The sequence below is a fragment of the Microcoleus sp. K5-D4 genome (assembly GCF_036704575.1).
GTDB lineage: Bacteria > Cyanobacteriota > Cyanobacteriia > Cyanobacteriales > Microcoleaceae > Microcoleus.
In genome coordinates this window covers 36690-57657 of the sequence record NZ_JAUBSD010000043.1, presented here as the reverse complement: position 1 = coordinate 57657, position 20968 = coordinate 36690, and the positions used below count along the sequence as shown (strand labels likewise).

Genomic DNA, 20968 nt, shown 5'->3' with positions numbered 1-20968 from the left:
TATCATTATTGTTCCATAATATTTCTGCAGAAAGAGGTATTGACAAAATCTACTCCTTTCTAACTTGTTACCAATGATGGTAAATACAGGAAAGTCTTCTTTTTGTCCCCATATCCTCTCTTTTTTTGCCTCGTTTAACATTCATTTTTTTCTCTTTTTTTGCTACATGAGCGCGCTCGCCCACAGTCGGGTGTTCTATCGCGCACAGTAGCGAGTCGGAGCGCCCGCTGCTGGCACTAACTAATGGTCTACCCCCCCTTTCCTTCTTGCAGCGGATATTACCACTCTTCGGGGATTTACACACATTATTCAGACGCGATTTAAATGATTAAAGTGACTTGAGAAGACCGCTTTCCAACTGATAAATTGCTGCCATAATCCCGCTTTCAGGATTTGTGAGCAGCGACTTTTTGACATCTTTCAAGTATTCTACAATGTGTGCCCGCAAAATCGGTCTTTCTACTTTGACGGTGTGATTGTAATCCCACAAATCCCAAATGATAATTCCGATGCCGACAATCGGGTCGATTAAACTTACTCCCAACTGACTAGCAACTGTACCGCCTGTTTTTGTGGCTACCTTGGCGGCGGCTTTGCTGGCAACTTTTGCCGTAACTTTACTACCAACTTTAGCTGCGACTCCCAAAATTAAGGGTTTAGCAACCAAGTAACCGCTACCGCCAACTAATACTTTTAATGATAAATTCGAGACATTTCCTTTGTCGCTAATAGTGGTGGCAATATCGTTCAGGTATTTGTCCCACTGTACTTGCGGTATGTTATAATTGTTTTGAACTACTTTCACATTCTTGCTAACTTCTGATATATACAAGTTAGCAGTATCTTGAGTGATTAATTGAAATCGCAGTTGAGCGTTTTTGGGGACCAGCACTCGGTTAGCAAATTCTCTTTGAAAGTCTTCGGTTAATTTTTCGGAAACAGCTTGAGAAGCTGCTGTCATATCAAATCTGTTGAGTACGGCAGATTTCACGAAATTAAAAGGTACGGTAAACTCCATCTTTTTTTGATTGAAGTAATCGAAGTACCAATCCAGGAAGCTATTGTCTACTCGGGCAATTACTTCGGTTTCCCATTTGTCCAATTCTTTTGATGCGAAAGTTTCGGCTGTTGTATGGGATTGTTGGATAGCGTTTTTAATGTCTTGGTTGACTTTGCTAAAATCGTGCGGCGGGGAGACGACAACTGCTGTGGTTCCGGTATTGGTTAGGGACTGGGAAATTAGAAAGTTACCTAATAGGGGAATGATGACTACTAAAATTACGATCGTCCAAATCATCGGTGTCACTGTTTTGATAAACTGACCGATAACTCTGAGACGTTCTGTTTTCTCTGAATAGCTAATTTCTTCCTTGTCTTGACTCATGGCGGTTTCTCAACTGATGAGAGTTGGGCTAGTTTCGATTATAGGCGATCGTACTTGCGATCGTCTTACGGGCGTGTGGCCTGAGATTCTGGAAGGGTTGGGGAAAAGTGCATGAAGCGGAGCTATCCAGTTATCCCTTTCGTGAATAGTAGGGAATCGCCAATTTTTTATTTTTGTGGGGGTGGTTTTAGTTGGCAGTTGTCTCAATATGATAGTGTGGCTGGCATCAAGAATCGACCTTGGCATAAAAGTCTTCGTCAGCTTGCTGGAAAGCAGGGCGAGCCATCAATTTTTCAGTGTAAACAGTTAAAATAGGCTGATTTTTCAGCATTCCCAATTTTAAAGCCCAGACGAGAACTCCGCCTGCAACAATATCAGCTATAGTAAATTGGTTTTCTACGAGGTAATCTTGATTTTTTACTGCCTCTGTGAGTGGTTGTGAAACGCGGTCAAACCATTCTTGGGCTTCCGGCGCTGAGCATTCTTGGGCTACTTTCTTGGGCAGCAATTTCTCTGGCAAGTGAGGCAAAACATTAAACATGAATTTTTCAACAGGGGGTTCGAGCGTTGCAACTGCATAAAAGAGCCACTGGTAGTAATAGCCTCGCGCTGGTGTCGAGAGTGCTGGCGCTAATTCTTTTTCTGGATATCGGTCAGCGAGGTAAGCACAAATGGCAGCCGACTCGAAGATGGTAACATCTCCATCGATTAAGACGGGTACTTTCCCATGAGGGTGCAATTTTCGGTATTCTGGTTCTTTCATCACAGCCATCGTTGGTTTTACCAATTCATAAACAATCCCCATCTCTTCCAAACACCACCGAGGCCGCACTGCTCTTGTTGTAGGAATGTAATAAAGTTTCATAGTCTCTCAAGATTTTTTTACTTATGTTAAATTTTCATTCTTTTTGACTTCAAATCTAAGATCTAAAATCTAAAATCGATTGACTCCGAAGGTTAACTTTTAGCCGGCTTTACTTAATACAAGCAGAATGTACTGGTCAAGACTAACTCCTTCCCTTTCCGCTTTTTCTGCTAAACTCAAATGTAGAGATTTAGGAATCTGTAAAGATAGACTTCCACTATACTCAACTTCCGTTGCAGGTAAAGGAATCTCATCGCCGCACTCATAAGCAGTCTCTATCCACAATTCCCTAGCTTCCTGAATATTCTCCATCGCTTCGGACAAAGTTTCACCCTGAGACATACAGCCAGGAAGGTCTTTTATTATAGCTGTATAACCTTCAGGTTCAGGATAAAAATTGATAGGATATTTCAGGCTCAAGTAATAATCTAGGGATTTAAGCTTGACTTTCATCTTCTGATTCATCGCTCCATTCCTCTAACTTCAATAATGCCACAATTTGCCTGACGTAGACTCCTTTTACCTTCTGACCGCCCTTTTTAGGGACTGTAATCTTTAATCCATCGGCATTTCGGAAAGAATGGTGACTTCCTTTCGAGCGCTTTTCTTCAAACCCAAAAGCAGTTAGGATATAGCACACATCGTCAAACCGCACTTCTGGTGGATTTGCTAAAAATTGTTCTACCAGTTTTCCTAACTTGCCCATGAATTTTTATAGAACCCATTTGAGATCTTTTGACGATCAACAGACAACGGGCGATCGACAGATCACGGGCGATCGACAGATCACGGGCGATCGAGTAGAATCGACAAAGTTGAGGTAATGCCAGTATCCCAGGGATATTAATGAGATATTCAAGCGATTTGACAGACAAAGAGTGGGAAATTATCGAGCCGTTACTGTCGCAGAAGAAGAAAACTCGACCGCCAGTGTGGACAAAGCGACAACTCCTCAATGGCATATTTTATCAGCTCAAAAATGGTTGTAATTGGGCGGACTTACCCAAAGATCTACCGCCATATTCAACGGTCTTCTGGCATTACCAAAACTGGTGTGAGGATGGCTCAATCGAGCGGATTGAGACAGCCTTGCATGGCAAGGTAAGGTGCGCGAACAAGTCAAAAAAAACCGCAGTGGACGACCTTGATCATGTTTGCTTGATAACGGCTATCACCCTGAGAAACTGACTAAAGCCTTGGAGGAGATTTACCCCGAAGCGATTGCCTAAAAGATCTCAAATGGGTTCTATAAACGGATAGGCGGGGAAACACTTACGTTAAGTCATTGCTTGAATAATGACGAGTGGGGAAATAAACACAGACAAGAAAGCTGCATATTGGTAGAAACTTATTCCGTGAAATATGCAGCTTTCTTTATCAATCTTTACCAATCGTTTCTCTCTAAAATCGATTGGGCAAAATCTCTAGTTGTTTCACCTTTGTGATACCACCAAGGCATATCTAAAGGGAAAGCTGGTAAATGTCCTTTAGGAGCATTATTTAGGTTAAATGTTAACGCTCCATAAGACTTCCAAGCAAAAATTCCACCAAATATACCTGGGTCTCTTCTCCAGCCAATCTTTTCTCCAAAATCCCCTACTTTTTTTGACACATCCGAATAAATTTGTTTTTGCGCCTTAAAACCAAAATGTCCATTACTATTCTGTGACCAAAGTTGATTAATAGTGTGTAAATCATCACGGGGCAATATTCTCAGATTTCCCTCAAAATCACGGTTAGCTATCTTTACTATGATGTCACAGGTTTCTTGGTCTGCTTTTTTCCATTCTCCCGCTTTTAGTAAACTACTGAGTCTAGTATAGTCTATAGTCAAAACCGTATTGATTTCGCGAGAAATCAGAGCAAGGATTTCTTCTTCGGAAGTAGCGTTATCTAAATAATGTTGACTTTGTTCCCTAATTTTATTTATAACTGTTGGCGAAGTTAATGGATTAATATGTTGATTAAGTTTAGCTTCGTAGAACATACAAGCAGCATGGCCTACTGCATAAATCATGAGGGCTTTAGCAGCAGCACTTATTATTTTACTGGGAATCATTCCATACTCTAGCCAGTCTATACCTGCCTCAATAGCTCTTTCTCCCAAAAAAGCTGCACCAAAGGCTGTTAAAGCTTCAATTTTTCGTTCGGGTTCTTGTAAGTTAAATCCATAAATATTGGCAATCTGATAAACCATTTCTGCCGAGAGTTTGGAGATTTCTGGTAAATCGTACTTAGCTATCCCCCTGATGACAGCTTCTGCTCGCGGAATTCCTCTAACTAAATCCACTCCCGCCGCTTGTAAGGATTTTTGAACGATAAGAACATGAGCAATTTCATAGGGAGATTTGTCTCGGTAGCTGTGCTTTAGCCTTTTAACAGACGCTTCAGATGCAGCAAAATTAATTTCACAAACAGATTCACCAATCCAATTAACTAGACTATTCCAAGCATTTGAATTAGATTCTTGCTTCAGTTGTCGTAGTTGAGGATTAGCATTGACTTCAGTATTTATCTGAAGAATTTGTTCGCTGGGTTGTGGCGATGATGTTGTATTTGTCGGCGATGGTGCGGGTGTGGGTGCGGGTGTGGGTGTTGGTGCGGGTGTTGGTGCGGGTGTTGGTGCGGGTGTTGGTGCGGGTGTTGGTGCTATTTCTTCTCCTACGAATACTGATTCTGGAATCCATGTTCCTCGGTTTTCCCCTTCAAATTGAAAACATATTCGGCGACAATGTACATAGGTGGCTACAGCTAAAACTTCTCCGTTTTTTGGGTGACCATTAATGTAGCAAGTTGTTTGGGAAAATAGGTCTTGAGTTGAAACCATTTTTAATTAAGTAAATAATGATTTTAGAAGGATTAGGTGGATTGAACAGCCATGAGAACAAAAAAAGAGATAAAGTTTGTAACCCTTGCCGCTCCATCAGGATAGTTTAATATCCTTATAGAACCCATTTGATATCTTTCCTGAAAAAATCAGGCAGACAAACAAGTCGTCTCACATAACTCAATAGCTACAAGACGAGAAATCATGGGGCAATGGTAGCAAAAGAGTCCAAATCCATATCGCACAGGGCTTACGCTTACAGCAATAGATCTCAAATGGGTTCTATAGATGCTTATACTATTCTAATGATAAAGGGCGGACATTGCCCACCCTTGCTATGAATCATCAGGTGTTATTCAAAAATTAAACCTGAGCCTCATTCTTCACCAAATTACCCCAACCCAAATCCTTCAGCGAATTATTCCGGCGCAGCGGACGAGTCACCAACTCCAAAATATCCCGCGCATTACCAAAGCCGTGAATCTGAGCAAAAGTAAACTCAACAGACCACTTAGTATTAATTCCCCGCGCTTCCAAAGGATTAGCGTGAGCCATACCAGTAATCACCAAGTCAATATTCTGCTCGTAAATCCGCTGAAGCTGATTGTAATTGTCCGGTTTCTCCACAATCCGAGGAGTAGGAACTCCCATCTCGTGACAAGTCTTTTCTAACAAAGCCAATTCGGCCGCCTGATAGCGCTTGTCCATGTAAGGAATGCCAATTTCCGGGCAAGTCATGCCGCAGCGAATCAAGAAACGTGCTAAAGAAATCTCCAGCAAATTGTCGCCCATAAAGAAGACAGATTTACCGCGAATTATTTGCAGGTAATCTTCCAAACCAGCCCAAATTTGCGCTTCCCGTTCGTCCAAACCTTTTGGTTCAATTCCCAACACTGAGCAAATCTTTTCAATCCAAGCGCGAGTTCCGTCAGGGCCGATCGGGAATGGCGCACCAATTAGCTTACACTTGCGGCGGCGCATCAACGTAGAAGCTGTGCGCGACAAGAACGGATTCATGCCCGATACATAATAACCTTCTTCCAAGACTGGCAATTCAGTGTAGCGCTTGGAAGGAAGCCAACCGGAAACTTTGATTCCTTGCTTCTTCAATTCTAGAGTTAGCTGAGTAACAACCGGATCGGGCAAAGAACCGAAAAGTACCAGCGGTGTGTGCTTGACATATTCCGATTCATCTGCTGCAACTTCCTCTTTTTTCTTGCCGAAATTCAGCAGTTGAGAGATAGCATTGCGTTCTTGTTTCTGAGATTCCATCACGGGCGCTTTCTCAGGGCATTTAGCAGCCATCGCTGCCAAAACGGTATCTTCCCCTTGAGTAAAAGCGTAATCCAAGCCGTTAGCGCGCGCTGTGACGATGGGAATGCCAATTTCTGCTTCCAGCTTCGGCGCTAACCCTTCCAAATCCATTTTGATGATTTCGGTGGTGCAAGTGCCGATCCAGACAATTACACTGGGGTTACGATCGCGCTTAATTTGCAAGCACAGCCGCTTCAACTCATCATAATCGTTTAACTGAGCGGAAATATCGCCCTCTTCCAACTCAGCCATCGCATAGCGAGGCTCAGCAAAAATCATCACGCCCATTGCGTTTTGCAAGAAATAGCCGCAAGTCTTGGTACCGATGACCAAGAAAAAGCTATCTTCAATTTTTTGATAAAGCCAAGCTACGCAGCTAATCGGACAAAATGTGTGATAATTGCCTGTTTCGCATTCAAAGTTTAAAGCTTCCGGTTCATTAGTAGTAATAGCAGTCATATCTCAAATCTTCTCCCTTTAAATTGTTTTTCTTCTCGAACAGGACTTGCGGCGGAGCGAGGAAACGCCTGGATTTTGCCATCGTCTCGGTGCGGTCGCCCAGGAGAGGAATAGGTTGTTTTTCCTCTCGATCACGAACAGGCGCAGTGGGGATAAAACACCTGTTTTGCGCGATCGCGACGCACAGCGAACAATAAATAGAAATACCTATTTTTGGGCTAATTCCTGTGAAAAATAGATGCAACCACTCAATATTTCCGCAGGAGCCGCAGCATCCAAAATTCTGGCTAAAAAATTCTGCGCGAGGGCATACAATCCCTCACAGCAGGGATTTAGTTTACTTCAAATCGCTAAGGAAAAAAGCCTTTTGGCAGTTGTGAGTTGGAGCTAATTAAAAATTAACAACTCGCAACTCACAACTCACAAATAGAGCGGGAAACTTCAAGACTAGAACAGATGCGGGCGATCGCAACAACCTCACTTAAAATCAGATAAAAACCCGGAAATTTCTTCATCCTCATCGTCGGAATCCAAATCGCCGAGACCTAGAGCATCTAAATCATCTTCGTCAGGATCTCCGGTAGTTGCTTCCCCCAGATCGTCGAGTCCGAGATCATCGAGGTCATCGTCATCAGATACAGAGAAATCGTCAATACCGTCATCGTCCAAGTCGCCCAGATCCATGTCTAGGTCATCTGAGGTCGCTGTCCCAAAAGGATCGGGTATTTCTTCGGCGACAAACTCTTCATCTTCTTCCCCAAACGGATCGGAAATCCCCGATTCGAGATCTCCCGAGGTCAAAGTCCCAAATTGTGAGGCTTCATCTTCCTCGTCATCGCCGAGGTCGAGACCGCCCAAAGCCAAAGCTTCATCTTCCTCGTCATCGCCGAGGTCGAGACCGCCCAAAGCCGAGGCTTCATCTTCCTCGTCATCGCCGAGGTCGAGACCGCCCAAAGCCGAGGCTTCATCTTCCTCGTCATCACCCATATCAAAGTCAGATACGGCGTCTTCCTCATCGTCGCCCATATCAAAGTCAGATACGGCGTCTTCCTCATCGTCGCCCATACCGAAGTCAGATACGGCGTCTTCCTCATCGTCTTCTAGACCGAGACCGTCCAAAGCCGAGGCTTCTTCCTCGTCATCATCCATGTCGAAGTCGGAGACAGCTTCTTCCTCGTCATCGTCCATGTCGAAGTCGGAGACAGCTTCTTCCTCGTCATCGTCCATGTCGAAGTCGGAGACAACTTCTTCCTCGTCATCGCCCATGTCGAAGTCGGAGACAGCTTCTTCCTCGTCATCGCCCATGTCGAAGTCGGAAACCGCTTCTTCCTCAAACTCATCGAAGGATTCCTCCTCTGAGCTCAGTGCTGACGCTGCTGCTGCCAGACCGGCGACTCCGGCGACTCCGGCGACTACTCCGCCGGCTGCTAAGGCAGCACCGCCCAATTTATTAGATTTGGCTGCGGCGGGTGCAGCAGTTGCAGTTTGAGCTGCTACGGGTGCAGCAGTTGCAGTTTGAGCTGCTACGGGTGCAGCAGTTGCAGTTTGAGCTGCTACGGGTGCAGTAGTTGCAGTTTGAGCTGCTGCGGTTGCAGCAGTTGCAGTTTGAGCTGCTGCGGGTGTTGGAGATTTGCCGGCCGTCTGCGGCGCGAGATTTGAGGGCATACCCAGCGCTATGTCCGGGTCAAAATTTAGCCCCAACACTTCGATCAGGCTGTCTGCATCCGGCTTGAGTTTTGAGAAGGGCAGCATTAATTGCTGGAGTTCCGGCTCCAGGGCAGCCGCAATTCCCAGGATGAGGTAAGAAACAGGCCTTTTCCCGCCGTCGGGTGTGGCGACCGTGTTCTCAGCCGTCATGTGCAGGAGCAGCCAAGCCCGATTTACCTGGTAGTAGTCCAACCACTTCTGTTTGAGAGCAACTGAAAAAGTATCAAAAAAAGCCATAACCTCTTTATCCTCATCCTGATCGCTAGACCTATTAAACCATCATCAGGTCTAGCTCATCTTCCTCCTTCTTGACCACCGGTTGCACTGGATTTAGATAAAAATCTGAAAGTAAGGCGAATAATTCGCGATCGGGCGTGTCGTTGGGCACTACTCCTTCGGGCATGGCCAAAATCTGGTCAGCGATGTTGAGGTAGTAATCGCAGACGTAGTTGAGGGAAGGATCGCTTTCAGCCATCTCAAACAATGTTTTGCCTTTGACGCGAGAAACGCGAATGTCTTCAATCAGGGGCAGCACTTCCAGCACCGGCATCGGTACAGAGTCAATGTATTTGTCGATCAAGTCGCGCTTTGAGGTGCGGTTGCCAATTAAACCGGCGAGCCGCAACGGGTGAGTGCGGGCTTTTTCGCGGACTGAGGCGGCGATGCGGTTGGCTGCAAATAAAGCGTCGAACCCGTTGTCGGTAACAATCATGCAGTAATCGGCGTAGTTCAATGGGGCTGCAAAACCGCCGCACACTACGTCGCCGAGTACGTCGAACAGGATGATGTCGTATTCGTCGAACGCATTGAGTTCTTTGAGGAGTTTGACGGTTTCACCGACTACATAGCCGCCGCAGCCAGCTCCTGCGGGAGGGCCGCCTGCTTCTACGCAGTCAACGCCGCCGTAGCCTTTGTAGATGACATCTTCGGGCCAAACGTCTTCGTAGTGATAGTCCTTTTGCTGAAGGGTGTCAATAATTGTGGGGATCAAGAAGCCAGTGAGGGTAAATGTGCTGTCGTGCTTTGGATCGCAACCGATTTGCAAAACTTTCTTGCCGCGCTTGGCTAGGGCAACGGAGATGTTGCAGCTTGTTGTTGATTTACCAATTCCACCTTTTCCGTAAACTGCTAGTTTCACTCTTGGTTCTCCTATAGGTTTCTATCAAAACGATGAGGGCTGGGTTTTCATGCTTTTTTTCGCTCGCCCAATTGCAATAGCCCAATTGCAATAGCCCAATTGCAATTCCCTTAATGTCAGTCGATTTGAGATTTCAGATTAAAGAATGGACTCCACAGATGAATCTGGGGCTTTTCTCTAACTTAAATTTTCTCTCTCGACGACTTTTGTTTGGGGCTTGTATCCGTCTTTGGGTTAGACCAATTTTGGACTCGGCCCTTAGTCACCTCGTTGAAAGCATTATTAGCTAACTTGCGATGAAAAGAAAGGGGGCGTCTAAATGAAAATGCTAGTAAATTGGTTTATTTTGCATCTTTGGGAATTTTAACTGGTTTTTTGATATAAAAATCTATTTTTAGATTATTTTTAGATTTTAAATTAATTTTAGAATACTTTCTTAATATAAAGAGGTACAAAAATAAAACAAAAATTAACTTCTCAAACAATCTGGGCTTTTGGCTTTGGGGCTAGGATGCAGGCAGTTGATGGCTTGTGCGGGTAACTGGAACGGTCATAAAGGCGCTAGTGGATGAGGCAAACTCGAAGTGAGTTCGGATCAGTTGGGTCAGGGGAGGGCAAAGTTATGGGATTTGAGATTTGAGATTTGAGATTTGAGATTGGGAAAGATGCACTTTGGTGGGGTTTCTGGTGTTTTGTAAAAAATTGTGAATTTTTAGGAAATGGTGGGGATTTGGAGAGTGGGGGAGTGAGTCGGGAAGAGGGAGAGTGGATGGGGAGAGTGGGGGATTGGGAGAATATCATGTCTTCCCCATGACTACTGATACCAGTTGAAAAAAAGAATGCAACTATAGGCCCGTGATCCAAACCACGAGCTTAATGAGTCATTTCCAATTCTTCAATTTTTCAATCTAAAATCTAGAATCTAAAATCTAAAATCTAAAATCTTAGGACTGCTGACTAATGACAACTGACGATCGGAATCTCGATCGCAAATTCAGTGCCCCGTCCAGCTTCGGAAACGCAGTCGAGCCGCCCCCCGTGCTGTTCGACAACTAAATGGTAAGAAATCGACAGTCCCAACCCAGTGCCCTTGCCGACTGGTTTGGTAGTAAAAAACGGGTCAAATAATTGGCGACGAATCTCATCAGGTATGCCCCGCCCGTTGTCGGAAATGCGGATCGCCACAAAATCGCCACCAACAACTTCAGTGCGAATTGTAATAGTGGGAAGAGTCAATGGAGAACTAGGATTTGACGGGAGTGAATTTTTCGCATTTCTCGTCGCCCATTCCCCTTTCTGGATTTCTTCATCCAAAGCATCAATAGCATTGCCGATAATATTCATGAACACCTGATTGATCTGACTGGCACAGCACTCGATGTGGGGCAAATTGCCATATTCTTTAATAATCTGGATAGGTGGATGTCCGCCGTGGGGTTTGAGCCGATGCTGCAAAATCAACAAAGTGGTTTCGAGTCCCTCGTGAATGTCAACGAGCTTGGTGTTAGATTGATCGGATCTGGAAAAATTACGCATCGACACAACTATTTGGCGGATGCGCTCGGTTCCTACTTGCATAGAAGACACTAGCTTAGATAAGTCTTCTACCAAAAAATCGATTTCCATCTCTGCTGCTGCTTCCCGAATTTCCGAGACTGGTTCCGGATAGTGCTGCTGATAAAGTCCCAAAAGTTGGAGCAATTCTTTGATGTAGTGGCTGGCGTGGGAAAGGTTGCCGTAGATAAAATTAACAGGATTGTTAATTTCGTGAGCGATACCGGCAATCATTTGTCCCAAAGAAGACATTTTTTCGGTTTGCACTAATTGAGTTTGAGTTTGCTGCAACTTTCGCACAGTCTCCTCTAATTGCTGTGCTTGATTTTTCAAGCAATTTTGCTTTCGCCGCAGGACTTCTTCGACTCTCTGGCGCTTGATAATATCCCGTCTCAACAATTCATTGGATTCTAAAAGTTGAGCCGTGCGTTCTTCAACTTGTTTTTTTAAGTCGTCGTGAGCTTGGCGCAGGGCTTCTTGGGCCCGTTGCCTCTCTAAAATTTCTTCCTGCAAAAGTTGGTTGGCTTTCTGCAATTGGGTGGCTCGATCGTCCACTGCTTGTTGCAACAGCTCGATCGTCCCATACATTTCAGATTGGTTAAAAACTTGCGGCAAATTTGTCTGAGACACAACGCCCAAAAGTTCTCCCTGGCTGCCAACTACTACCAAACGGCGGACGCAGTGGCGCTGCATGGACTGGTGGACACTCCACAGGGAATCGGCGGGAGATATGCAAAATAAAGGCGCACTCATGGCCCTTGCTGCTGGGATTTCCGAGAGGTTGAGCTCGAGGGCGTGAAACTGCACGATGTCGCGCTCGGTGACAATGCCGATCGGAATTTGATAATTTTGTGGTGGTGCGATCGCCCGATCCGGATGCTGAGTTTGCTCTTTGACAATGACGACGGAACTAACTCGATGCTTGACCATGAGCTGGGCTAAATCGAGGGCTGAGGCAGTTGTTGGGGCAGAAATGACTTCTTTCGTCATGACATCTGCTGCACAGCGCAAATTGGTGAGCAAGTTAATCGGTTGCAGGGCTTCGTGAATAGCTTCGCGGGTGATGATGCCGAGAAGTCGCGAGTCGTCGTCCACTACGGGCAAATGCCGGATCTGGTGCTGGCGCAACGTGAACATAGCTGTGAAAATATCTTGAGACTCGGATTGTTTGAGGGTAATGGGCGATCGAGTCATTACGTCAGCAATTGTCAGTCCGACTGTACAAGCTGCGACGGTAGTTAGCTTGACGATATCCCGTTCTGTAAAAATGCCGATCGGTCGATTATCTTCCACGACTAATACGCAACTGCGCTTGGCTGCGCTAGCAACAGCGTTTTGTTTTTCGCCACAAAGCTGACAGGAGACGCGCATCGGATTCATGAGAGCCAACACCTGGGCGATCGGGGTTTGTGGAGCCACGGTGAGGGGGTGGCGGTCGATCGCCCGATCTAAAGGTGACGAGTAGAGCGGCCGGCTGTTAGGGCGTCCGGCCGGTTCTGATGATTTAATTACGGGCAACTGCGGGGCTAAATCTCGGAAATGTTGTAATTTTTCTTCTTGTAGCATGATTATTAATTTTACTTAATGAGTTGTTACAATTTTGGAGACTTGGGTTGGCAGACTTAGCATTAATTAAGCGAGTGAGAGATGCTCGATCGCCTAAAATCTGATTGCTAGAACACCCTTATTTAATTTTTATTTTTTAAATTCTATGTCGTGGACTCCCTTAAGTCATCGAATTCATCACTTGCCGCTTATCCTTGCGGGTCCGATTTTGCGCCGGACTGAAAGTCGGGCCGTGACAGTTTGGCTGGCTCTGAAAGCACCCCGCCGAGTCGAACTCAAGGTTTATTCGACTGAGGGCGGAACCGGCGAAATTGTCGATCGGCCCTTGCTCCAAGGTGCAAACTCTACCGTGCAGCTCGGCAAATACCTGCACGTAGTCGCGGTGACTGCTAAACCAATTAACACCAATGTCTTGACATCGGGGGAAATTTATGCTTACAACATCGAGTTTGCTGCGAGTAGCGAGTCGAACGTCGGGGGTGCAGTCCCAGAAAATGAGAAAGAAAATCTCATTTCTTGCCTGTGGCCTGCCGCCCCTGATTTATCGGCTTTGGGGCCGGGGACGATTAGTTATTTCGCTCACCAGTTGCCGACTTTTGCCCTGCCACCGAACGATTTAAACTATTTGCGTATCGTTCACGGTTCTTGTCGCAAGCCCCACGGAGACGGCAGAGATGCGCTGCCTATCTTGGATAATTCGATCGAACAGTTTGCAGGAACGGCAAATAGCAGGCCCCATCAACTGTTTTTAACGGGCGACCAAATTTACGGCGACGACGTTGCCGATGCCATGCTGTGGGCCCTGACTGATGCTGGCGATACACTGTTGGGCTGGGAAGAGAGTCTACCCCTGATGGATGATGCCCAAATAAAAAAGAATTTGTGTATCAGTATACCTAAAAATTCGGAAAACGAAACTGCACTGGGCCAAGAGAGGGAAATTTTTAGAGAGTCGCCAATTCAGAAACCGTCTGATGCTGAGTATGAGTCCAAAAAACCAATTGAGTTACAGCCGGGGACTCGCAGCGATATTGCCAGAGATTTTGGCGGCTTTACGGCGATGTTGGTAAATAAACCCAACAATGCTAAAAGTCACTTGTTTAGCTTGGGCGAATATTATGCGATGTATTTGTTAGTTTGGTCGCCGGTACTCTGGTGTACGAGTTTTCCGAAGGGTAAGGATATTTGCCCAAATTCTAAGCAGGCAAAAGTCTGGGATAGAGAAGTTGTTGAACTTGACGGTTTTGCTCGCAATTTGTGGAGGGTGAGGAGGGCGCTAGCGAATATTCCTACTTATATGATTTGCGACGACCATGATGTTAGCGACGATTTGTATTTGAATCGAGAGTGGTGTTACCGAGTGCTGGGAAAGCCGCTGGGACGGCGGGTGGTGCAGAATGCTTTGCTGGCTTACGCTGTGTTTCAGGCGTGGGGAAATACGCCTGCACAGTTCGATCGCGAAAAACCGGGAGATAAATTATTAACAACTGCTGAAAAATGGTCGAATTCGGCGGGGAATGATGTTTCTGCTTGGGAGGAGGCGGCTTCGTATTTGGGAATTCCCAGACTCGATCCGAAAACTCATTTGCCTAAGTTGAAATTAGATGAAGATGTTTTTATTTTGGATCGATATGAGGAGGGTGTAAGTGAGGTTTTGAATTGGCATTTTAATGTGAGAAGTTTTAAGCACGAGGTGATTGTGCTGGATACGCGGAGTTGGCGGGGGTATCCGGTGAAAAGCGCAATCGATCCGCCCATGCTTTTGACTCACAAAGGTTTTGAGGAGCAAATTCAAAAACCTTTTAAGGAGACTGATTTGCTGAATAAAACAGGGGAGTTTGAGATTGAGGCGACGCTGGTAGTTGTACCAACAAATTTGGTGGGTCTGTGGATTATTGATGCGGTGCAAAAGTGGGATGTGGAACAGGGGAAGGTTTTTAATAGTGATGCAGGGGATGCTTGGAATTTTCATGAGTTAGCTTTTGTAAAGCTGTTGTCGGAGTTTTTTAAGCAGCGCGATCGGGTGATTGTGTTGACCGGGGATATTCACTATGCTGCTGCTGTGCGACTGAGTTATTGGTCGGATTGTCATTTTGGCGATTCTCGATCGAATATTGAGCCTTTGAAGGGGGCGAATTATAAGTCAAATTGTCAAAATTCTGTGTTGGCGCAGTTGACTGCTAGTGCTTTGATCAATGAGGAGTGGAAAACGCATTTAGTTCATACTAAAATTAAGTCGCTGTTTCCTGAGCGATCCCACGAATGTTTGGGATGGAATGAGCCACTGGAATTAATGAAGATTTCGAGGGGTGGCCGAAAGAAAGCTATGGCGGCTGCTCTCAGGAATAGACAATCTCTGCCTGATTGGGGCTATCGGATTGACTGGATTAAACGGCAAAGAGCTCGGGTATTTTTGCTGCTAGAAAAGGGAACTGCGTCAGATAGATCGCATAAAAATAAACAATTGTCATTCCTGCGTAGGTTGTGGAATTTTATATCGCTGTTGTGGCGCAATCGCTGGCTGCAAGAGGGTGATGAGATTGTGGGATATAGCAATATTGCGATCGTCAGTTTTCAGTGGCCTGCTGAGGGTGATGGAGAGAAAGCGGTGATGCAAAATGTTTATTGGCGGCCTCTTTGGGAGCCGGATAGTGTGGTTTACAGTCAATATTTTGTGCCGCTGGGATTGGATGAGGATGATTAGATTCCCGATTTCTTCAAGAAGTCGGGGATTTCGATACGGGTACAATATTGTGATCAGTTTGTGGCAGTGTCCGCCGGGGGTGAAACCCCAGTCTCATCGCTAAAGTCGGTGAGAACTGAGATGTGACACCATTCTCAAGAACAGGCTGTCCGGCCTGTTCCACAAAGAATAAGTTTTCTTGTGGGGAGTCGCAGAATTTCCAGAGCCAGCCGACTTGATCAACCAGTTGAAGACCAGAGGCAAAAAGTCGAGGGCGGACTTGGCAGATATGGAAGTCGTTTTGGAAATATTAGAAAACCATCAGCACGAAAGTTGATCGTAAAACTAACCTTCTTGATGTGCGATGAACCTGAAACCCTTGATGGATATAGCAGAGACTAGAAAGCCCGTGACGAGATTTGAACTCGTGACTTCCTCCTTACCAAGGAGGTACTCTACCACTGAGTTACACGGGCATAAAAAATTAAGAACCTCCAATTAAAAAATTAATTTTTAATTCTTAAATTTTAACTTTTTATTAAATTGAGGTGGGCCGAGCTAGATTTGAACTAGCGTAGGCGTAGCCAGCGGATTTACAGTCCGCCCCCATTAACCGCTCGGGCATCGACCCATTTCCATCACAGTTATATATCCTAGCACCAGAATCTTTATTTGCAACATTATATTTAAAACTCTAATCATTAAGTTTAGAACACATAAGTTAGTTAGCGGCCGACGGGAAATTTGAACACTGTTTAAGGTGTGCATTGCTACGTCTAGGCTGGGTGCCCGCCCGGAGCACCCTAAGTCTAGACTTAGCCCAAATCCCTAATTCAGTAATTCTCCGGTTTCTTGCAGGGAGTGCAGGCGGCGGTAAATGCCTTGTTGGCTTAAGAGTTCTTCGTGGCTGCCAATTTCGACGATTCTACCCCCGTCGAGTACGACGATCGTATCGGCTTCGCGAATTGTACTGAGTCTGTGGGCAATAATGATGGTGGTGCGCGTACCGAGGATATTTTGCATGGCTAGCTGGATCGATCGCTCCGATTCATAGTCCAAACTAGAAGTAGCCTCATCAAAAATTAACACATCCGGCTCCACCAACAGCGCCCTCGCAATCCCCAACCGCTGCCGCTGACCGCCGGACAACCGCATTCCTCTCTCTCCGACCACGGTATAGTAACCTTGGGGCAACAGTCGCACAAAATCGTCTACTTTGGCAATGCGACAAGCATCCTCAACTTGCTCGAAAGTTGCATTTCTGTTTCCGTAAGTCAAATTTTCCAGCAAAGTACCGTTAAAAACGTCTACTTCTTGGTGGACAATCGCTAAACGCTGGCGATAGCGAGTCACGTCTAAGCTGCAAATGTCTTCTCCGTCGATCAAAATGCGGCCGGAGTTAGGTTCAAAGTAGCGAAACAAAAGTTTCACTAAAGTCGATTTCCCGGAACCCGATCGCCCGACTAATGCTACAGTTTGACGGGGATGAATCAATAAATTCACATCTTGCAAAACGGGTTTTTGACTGTCGTACCCGAAGGTCAAACCGCTGAACTCAACTTTGCCGGTAAATTTATAAGGCGACGCCGATCGAGCATTTTCTGCTAAATTAACCGCATCAACACCGTCTGGCGTTTGCATAAACTCGTGGAACCGGATCATTGAAGAATAACGCCGCGCCAATAATTCGGCGATAACGCTAATCGGACGCAGTTGGGAATATGCCATGCTTGCCAGGGTGTAGACGGTAACAAAATATCCGAGGGAAATTTTGCCTGCAACCGTGGCTGCTAGGCTAAAACCGAGGACTGAAAACAAACACAACTGGACGATCGTCTGCTGGTATGTCCCCAGGATGACGTATCCTTTGTGAATGCGGTGGATCACGACTTTTGATTCGCGATCGAGTCTGGTTGTTTGCCTTTTGAGTTCATGGCTTTCTGTCGCAAAAGCTTTGACTGTTTTGATGTTGGTGATAATTTCCGAGTTGCGGCTTTCGGTATCTTCGATGTATTCATCCAGACTTTCTTCCTGCGCCGTCACCTGTTGCAGGCCTTTTAAGGTGAAACTGAGGATAAATAGAAATGAAACCAAAATTAATAAGCCAATCCGCCACTCAATTAAGCAGATAACGGCAAAAATGCCGATTAAGCGGACGACTTCGGGGATGAATTCGCCGGCAATTTCTGGGTAAGTCCAAGTATGGTTGGCGATGCCTTTGGCGATGCGGCTGGCAATCCGTCCGGCGTTGTTTTCGTCGTAGAATTCTAGGGGTAAGGTGAGGATTTTGCCGATCGCACTTCTCATTTGATCGCGCCTTGCCCTCAACGGTATCGCCCAGTGGAACCAATTTCCCACCCAAGGCTGTACCGGTGCTTTGGCGACTGTTACCAGAAAAATTATGCCCAGCAAGACCGATAGCGATAATATTTTGTTGGGTGAGTGCTGGGTAACAGAGGCGATCGCTGTTATCAGTTTTTGGGTTACTGTATCTGTAGGTTGACCCGACAATACGTTTAATATTTGACCGATCGCGTAGGGAACAAGCAAATCGGCTAGTGCCAAAACGCTGGATGCGCCTATGCTGTAGACTGATATTTTCCAGTAGCGACTGTAGTATTGGAAAATGTCCTGAAAGCTTGCCATAAATTTGTGTGGAGATACAACCCTTGCAAACACTTGCATCTAAAATTGCGCTCTCGGCGCGCTTTGTTTACAAGTGTACTACAAAAGTAGTTGATCGGGGAGTCATCTCGGCTCATGCTAGCGACTCGCCCGATCGGGTGATTTATGGCAATCATGTGATCGTCAGCAATCGATCCGCATTCCTGGGCAATCAATTCCAGACTAATGGCAAAAAATGCAAAAGACAGAATTTTTCTTAAATTCTGCCTTCTGAGCAAGACCTTATAAGTTTTACGTTTGAGTAGTCTGTTAGCTGAAGGTGTAGGCTGATTGCAGCGCCCACCAGATCAAGAAGCCGATGCCGCCGGCAATGACAATCGCCGAAATGGCGATCGCTATAGGACTGTCAGCTCCCTTGAACTTCATGATTCCGCGATTTAAATCTGACATGACAGTGTTCTCCCACAATTCCAGCTTGATTGTAGCTTTGCCGTCGGCCGATGGCGGTCAATTTTCACGGCAATTACTGATTTGGTTAATGATCGGGCTGCTGAAATTGCAGGTGGGGGGTGGGTTTGGGGGGGGTTTACTGGGTTTGTGAAAAAAACTTACTAAAAAGACTTGACAAATTTCGAGAATTGAGACAATATTGTTAATACCGCAGGAAATGCGGGTGTAGCTCAGTGGTAGAGCGTCACCTTGCCAAGGTGAATGTCGCGCGTTCGAATCGCGTCACCCGCTTTAGAAGATAAAAAAATCAAGGAAACCGAAAAGTATATCAAGAAAGTTTTCGGTATAGTCCTAATGATGGTTGAAAATACTTAAGTTAGTGGTAAGATTGAATCCAGAACTTGCAAGTCAAAATTGCCGATCGGGCGAGATCTCGGAATAGGGAGTTGACAGCCTCGATATGCCGAAATTGACAAGTTTGATTAAGTGGATATGTTAACGATTATTTTTGCAAAAACGCTTTTTTTATCCGATCGCTAGTGCCATCTCAAAAAGCTCCAAAGATTGACTTAAACGATGAGTACCCCTGTCCTTGCCGACGCCGGGGTCGTCTAGTTCCCATAACGTTGACAGAAGCCTTTGGCTGCAACCGCTGTCAACAAATATTTGTATTGGACGAAAGTGGATACGTGATTGAGCAACTATCAACGAACTATCCTTACAAGCAGGCTTGGCGGTGGACAGGGAACCAGTGGAACAGAGCGCATCCGGGTTTGAAGGCTCATTATTTGCCACTGGCTTTGGGTATGATATTGGTGCCGCTAGTGATTTGGTTGCCCTTGGCGCTACACTCGCCGGGCCCGAATATTATTCTGTGGGCAATGGTCGCGGTGCTGCTAGCAATGCTGCCGGCGCTGATGGTATGGCTGGCTTATAGGCGTTAGCTAGATGATAATAGAGGATTTTACCCATTCATCAGATGCCGCAAATGTCGCGCGTCGTGCTTATCAAGCTTCTTTGGAGTTGGCTGCGACAAAGAGTGCCGATCGCGCGGCAGCTTTGCAGGCGATGGCGGGCTCGCTGAAACGCAGACAAAATGACATTTTAGAAGCAAATACTCTGGATCTAGAAGCAAGTCGGGACATGGCGATTCCGGAGTTGATCGTGGAGTGGCTGAAGCTGACGCCGGAACGGATAAAGACAACTGTGCAAATTCTGGAACGGTTGGGGGAAATGCCAGATCCCATCGGCAGGGTGATCAATGCTTCTTATCAGGTCGATCGCTGTCAGGTTTACTGTCAGTCGCTACCGCTGGGGGCGATCGCTCTAATTTACGAGGCGTTTCCCGAGTTGGGGGCGATCGCCGCGGGTTTGTCTCTCAAAAGCGCTAACAGTTTGATTCTTAAAGGCGGCAGCGAAAGCTGGCACACTAATAGTGTAATTGGAGAAGCTTTGGTTTCGGCGATCGATGAGGTCGGTTTGCCATCGGGATGTTTGCAGGTACTGCCGCCGGATCGGGGCGCTTCAATCAGAGAATTGGTAACTCAAGACCAATATCTCAATTTAATTATTCCCTACGGCAGGCCAAGTTTGGTGCAGCAGGTAGTAAGGTTGTGTACAGCACCAGTTTTGAGGTCGGCAATGGGAAATTGTTACCTTTATTGGTCACCGACTGGCAGTTTGGAGATGGCAAGGTGGATGATTTTGGACAGCCATCAAAGCGTTCCCGATCCTGTTAATGCGATCGAGAAAGTGCTGATCGATCGCAACCAAAAGCCTTCTTCCTTAGTTAGGCTGTGGAACAGTTTAAAAGAAAAAGGCTTTCAAATTAGCGCCGATGCGGATCTTGTTGCAGATTTCCCCGACTTGAAGCTGGCGGAACCATACGAGTGGACTCAACCGTATTTAAACAAAACCATAGCGTTTAAAGTTGTCGATAGTTTAGAGATTGCGATCGGCTGGATCAACCGCTACAGCAGCGGCCACGCTGACTGCATTGCCACTGAATCTTACTTAGAAAGTCGCCAATTTGCTCTGGATGTTAACAGTGCCTCAACTTTTATTAATGCCTCACCTCGATTTTGGCGCTATCAAAATCGGGGAGATGCGATATTTTTGGGAATGTCCAACCAAAAAGGTTATCGTCGGGGATTAATCGGGTTAGATACGCTGACAACAATTAAAGAAATTGTTCAAGGAAACGGACTTTTTTAATCTAATAGGATATTTAGGATTAGTTATTGGAATATTAAACCCAAGTCAAAAGTCGGATAGTATTATCGATGGCTAAGCCTTTATAAGCCTTTAATAGTTGTTTCCCTAATTTTTATTGAGGGAAGACAATAATATCTTGGTACAACAATTAGGCAGCTTTGATCTCAAGCAATTTAGTCACA

At 45.8% G+C, this 20968-nt stretch carries 16 protein-coding genes and 3 tRNA genes; 6 read left to right on the top strand and 13 right to left on the bottom strand.

Features of this window, described 5'->3' with window-relative positions:
• Window positions 1-328: 328 nt before the first annotated feature.
• The 4 genes from QUA77_RS15410 to QUA77_RS15395 all read right to left on the bottom strand — a co-directional run bounded on the left by QUA77_RS15410 (window position 329) and on the right by QUA77_RS15395 (window position 2955).
• Entirely contained in the window at window positions 329-1384 is a 1056-nt protein-coding gene (locus QUA77_RS15410; protein ID WP_333040340.1) for a hypothetical protein, read from the bottom strand.
• 226 nt (window positions 1385-1610) lie between these two features.
• The gene (locus QUA77_RS15405; protein ID WP_333162520.1) at window positions 1611-2249 is read right to left on the bottom strand and encodes a glutathione S-transferase family protein; all 639 of its coding nucleotides are present in this window, start codon (window positions 2247-2249) and stop codon (window positions 1611-1613) included.
• A gap of 99 nt (window positions 2250-2348) precedes the next feature.
• Window positions 2349-2714: a type II toxin-antitoxin system HicB family antitoxin gene (locus QUA77_RS15400; RefSeq protein WP_333182714.1), complete on the bottom strand. Its 366-nt coding sequence runs from the start codon at window positions 2712-2714 to the stop codon at window positions 2349-2351.
• On the bottom strand, window positions 2686-2955 hold the full coding sequence (locus QUA77_RS15395) for a type II toxin-antitoxin system HicA family toxin (RefSeq protein WP_333084657.1): 270 nt from the start codon (window positions 2953-2955) through the stop codon (window positions 2686-2688). Before QUA77_RS15395 ends, QUA77_RS15400 begins: the two co-directional genes overlap by 29 nt.
• A gap of 140 nt (window positions 2956-3095) precedes the next feature.
• Here QUA77_RS15395 and QUA77_RS29315 point away from each other — a divergent pair, with 140 nt between their 5' ends.
• Window positions 3096-3437 carry a transposase gene (locus tag QUA77_RS29315; RefSeq protein ID WP_445302080.1) on the top strand — a complete coding sequence of 114 codons (342 nt, stop codon included), beginning with the start codon at window positions 3096-3098 and terminating at the stop codon, window positions 3435-3437.
• A 196-nt stretch (window positions 3438-3633) separates the two neighbouring features.
• Here QUA77_RS29315 and QUA77_RS15390 read toward each other — a convergent pair whose 3' ends face one another.
• The 5 genes from QUA77_RS15390 to QUA77_RS15370 all read right to left on the bottom strand — a co-directional run bounded on the left by QUA77_RS15390 (window position 3634) and on the right by QUA77_RS15370 (window position 12814).
• Window positions 3634-5076 (bottom strand): GUN4 domain-containing protein, encoded by a 1443-nt coding sequence (locus QUA77_RS15390; RefSeq protein WP_333450976.1) that lies wholly within the window; start codon window positions 5074-5076, stop codon window positions 3634-3636.
• Window positions 5077-5439: 363 nt separating this feature from the next.
• Window positions 5440-6849 (bottom strand): ferredoxin:protochlorophyllide reductase (ATP-dependent) subunit N, encoded by a 1410-nt coding sequence (locus QUA77_RS15385; RefSeq protein ID WP_199297522.1) that lies wholly within the window; start codon window positions 6847-6849, stop codon window positions 5440-5442.
• A gap of 477 nt (window positions 6850-7326) precedes the next feature.
• Window positions 7327-8793 carry a DUF5331 domain-containing protein gene (locus QUA77_RS15380; RefSeq protein ID WP_333040330.1) on the bottom strand — a complete coding sequence of 489 codons (1467 nt, stop codon included), beginning with the start codon at window positions 8791-8793 and terminating at the stop codon, window positions 7327-7329.
• A 34-nt stretch (window positions 8794-8827) separates the two neighbouring features.
• The gene (bchL, locus tag QUA77_RS15375; protein ID WP_006634709.1) at window positions 8828-9694 is read right to left on the bottom strand and encodes a ferredoxin:protochlorophyllide reductase (ATP-dependent) iron-sulfur ATP-binding protein; all 867 of its coding nucleotides are present in this window, start codon (window positions 9692-9694) and stop codon (window positions 8828-8830) included.
• A 957-nt stretch (window positions 9695-10651) separates the two neighbouring features.
• Window positions 10652-12814 carry a CBS domain-containing protein gene (locus tag QUA77_RS15370; RefSeq protein WP_333040328.1) on the bottom strand — a complete coding sequence of 721 codons (2163 nt, stop codon included), beginning with the start codon at window positions 12812-12814 and terminating at the stop codon, window positions 10652-10654.
• Between the two features lie 145 nt (window positions 12815-12959).
• Here QUA77_RS15370 and QUA77_RS15365 point away from each other — a divergent pair, with 145 nt between their 5' ends.
• Window positions 12960-15518 carry a PhoD-like phosphatase gene (locus QUA77_RS15365; protein WP_333040326.1) on the top strand — a complete coding sequence of 853 codons (2559 nt, stop codon included), beginning with the start codon at window positions 12960-12962 and terminating at the stop codon, window positions 15516-15518.
• A gap of 383 nt (window positions 15519-15901) precedes the next feature.
• Here the strand turns inward: QUA77_RS15365 and QUA77_RS15360 are convergent.
• From QUA77_RS15360 to QUA77_RS15345, 4 genes are all read right to left on the bottom strand, one after another.
• A tRNA-Thr gene (locus QUA77_RS15360) sits at window positions 15902-15973 on the bottom strand.
• Window positions 15974-16046: 73 nt separating this feature from the next.
• Window positions 16047-16128, bottom strand: a tRNA-Tyr gene (locus QUA77_RS15355).
• Window positions 16129-16325: 197 nt separating this feature from the next.
• On the bottom strand, window positions 16326-18143 hold the full coding sequence (locus QUA77_RS15350) for an ABC transporter ATP-binding protein (protein WP_333040323.1): 1818 nt from the start codon (window positions 18141-18143) through the stop codon (window positions 16326-16328).
• Between the two features lie 288 nt (window positions 18144-18431).
• A complete protein-coding gene (locus QUA77_RS15345; protein WP_172188980.1) occupies window positions 18432-18572 on the bottom strand; it encodes a hypothetical protein in 141 nt (46 codons plus the stop codon).
• Between QUA77_RS15345 and QUA77_RS15340 the strand changes: the two genes are divergently transcribed.
• The 4 genes from QUA77_RS15340 to QUA77_RS15325 all read left to right on the top strand — a co-directional run bounded on the left by QUA77_RS15340 (window position 18571) and on the right by QUA77_RS15325 (window position 20786).
• On the top strand, window positions 18571-18723 hold the full coding sequence (locus QUA77_RS15340; protein WP_333040321.1) for a hypothetical protein: 153 nt from the start codon (window positions 18571-18573) through the stop codon (window positions 18721-18723). The two genes, QUA77_RS15345 and QUA77_RS15340, sit on opposite strands and share 2 nt — an antisense overlap.
• A 68-nt stretch (window positions 18724-18791) precedes the next feature.
• Window positions 18792-18863, top strand: a tRNA-Gly gene (locus QUA77_RS15335).
• Between the two features lie 248 nt (window positions 18864-19111).
• The gene (locus QUA77_RS15330; RefSeq protein ID WP_039888086.1) at window positions 19112-19516 is read left to right on the top strand and encodes a hypothetical protein; all 405 of its coding nucleotides are present in this window, start codon (window positions 19112-19114) and stop codon (window positions 19514-19516) included.
• A gap of 4 nt (window positions 19517-19520) precedes the next feature.
• Entirely contained in the window at window positions 19521-20786 is a 1266-nt protein-coding gene (locus tag QUA77_RS15325) for a glutamate-5-semialdehyde dehydrogenase (protein ID WP_333040318.1), read from the top strand.
• Window positions 20787-20968: the final 182 nt, after the last annotated feature.

What these genes read in the sequence shown, in the direction of transcription:
- QUA77_RS15395 (WP_333084657.1), bottom strand. Translation starts at nt 2,955, where the DNA reads ATGGGCAAGTTAGGAAAACTGGTAGAACAATTTTTAGCAAATCCACCA.
- QUA77_RS15380 (WP_333040330.1), bottom strand. Translation starts at nt 8,793, where the DNA reads ATGGCTTTTTTTGATACTTTTTCAGTTGCTCTCAAACAGAAGTGGTTG.
- QUA77_RS15340 (WP_333040321.1), top strand. Translation starts at nt 18,571, where the DNA reads ATGACAGTGTTCTCCCACAATTCCAGCTTGATTGTAGCTTTGCCGTCG.
- QUA77_RS15345 (WP_172188980.1), bottom strand. Translation starts at nt 18,572, where the DNA reads ATGTCAGATTTAAATCGCGGAATCATGAAGTTCAAGGGAGCTGACAGT.
- QUA77_RS15350 (WP_333040323.1), bottom strand. Translation starts at nt 18,143, where the DNA reads ATGGCAAGCTTTCAGGACATTTTCCAATACTACAGTCGCTACTGGAAA.
- QUA77_RS15365 (WP_333040326.1), top strand. Translation starts at nt 12,960, where the DNA reads ATGTCGTGGACTCCCTTAAGTCATCGAATTCATCACTTGCCGCTTATC.
- QUA77_RS15410 (WP_333040340.1), bottom strand. Translation starts at nt 1,384, where the DNA reads ATGAGTCAAGACAAGGAAGAAATTAGCTATTCAGAGAAAACAGAACGT.
- QUA77_RS15325 (WP_333040318.1), top strand. Translation starts at nt 19,521, where the DNA reads ATGATAATAGAGGATTTTACCCATTCATCAGATGCCGCAAATGTCGCG.
- QUA77_RS15370 (WP_333040328.1), bottom strand. Translation starts at nt 12,814, where the DNA reads ATGCTACAAGAAGAAAAATTACAACATTTCCGAGATTTAGCCCCGCAG.
- QUA77_RS15385 (WP_199297522.1), bottom strand. Translation starts at nt 6,849, where the DNA reads ATGACTGCTATTACTACTAATGAACCGGAAGCTTTAAACTTTGAATGC.
- QUA77_RS15405 (WP_333162520.1), bottom strand. Translation starts at nt 2,249, where the DNA reads ATGAAACTTTATTACATTCCTACAACAAGAGCAGTGCGGCCTCGGTGG.
- QUA77_RS29315 (WP_445302080.1), top strand. Translation starts at nt 3,096, where the DNA reads ATGAGATATTCAAGCGATTTGACAGACAAAGAGTGGGAAATTATCGAG.
- QUA77_RS15390 (WP_333450976.1), bottom strand. Translation starts at nt 5,076, where the DNA reads ATGGTTTCAACTCAAGACCTATTTTCCCAAACAACTTGCTACATTAAT.
- QUA77_RS15400 (WP_333182714.1), bottom strand. Translation starts at nt 2,714, where the DNA reads ATGAATCAGAAGATGAAAGTCAAGCTTAAATCCCTAGATTATTACTTG.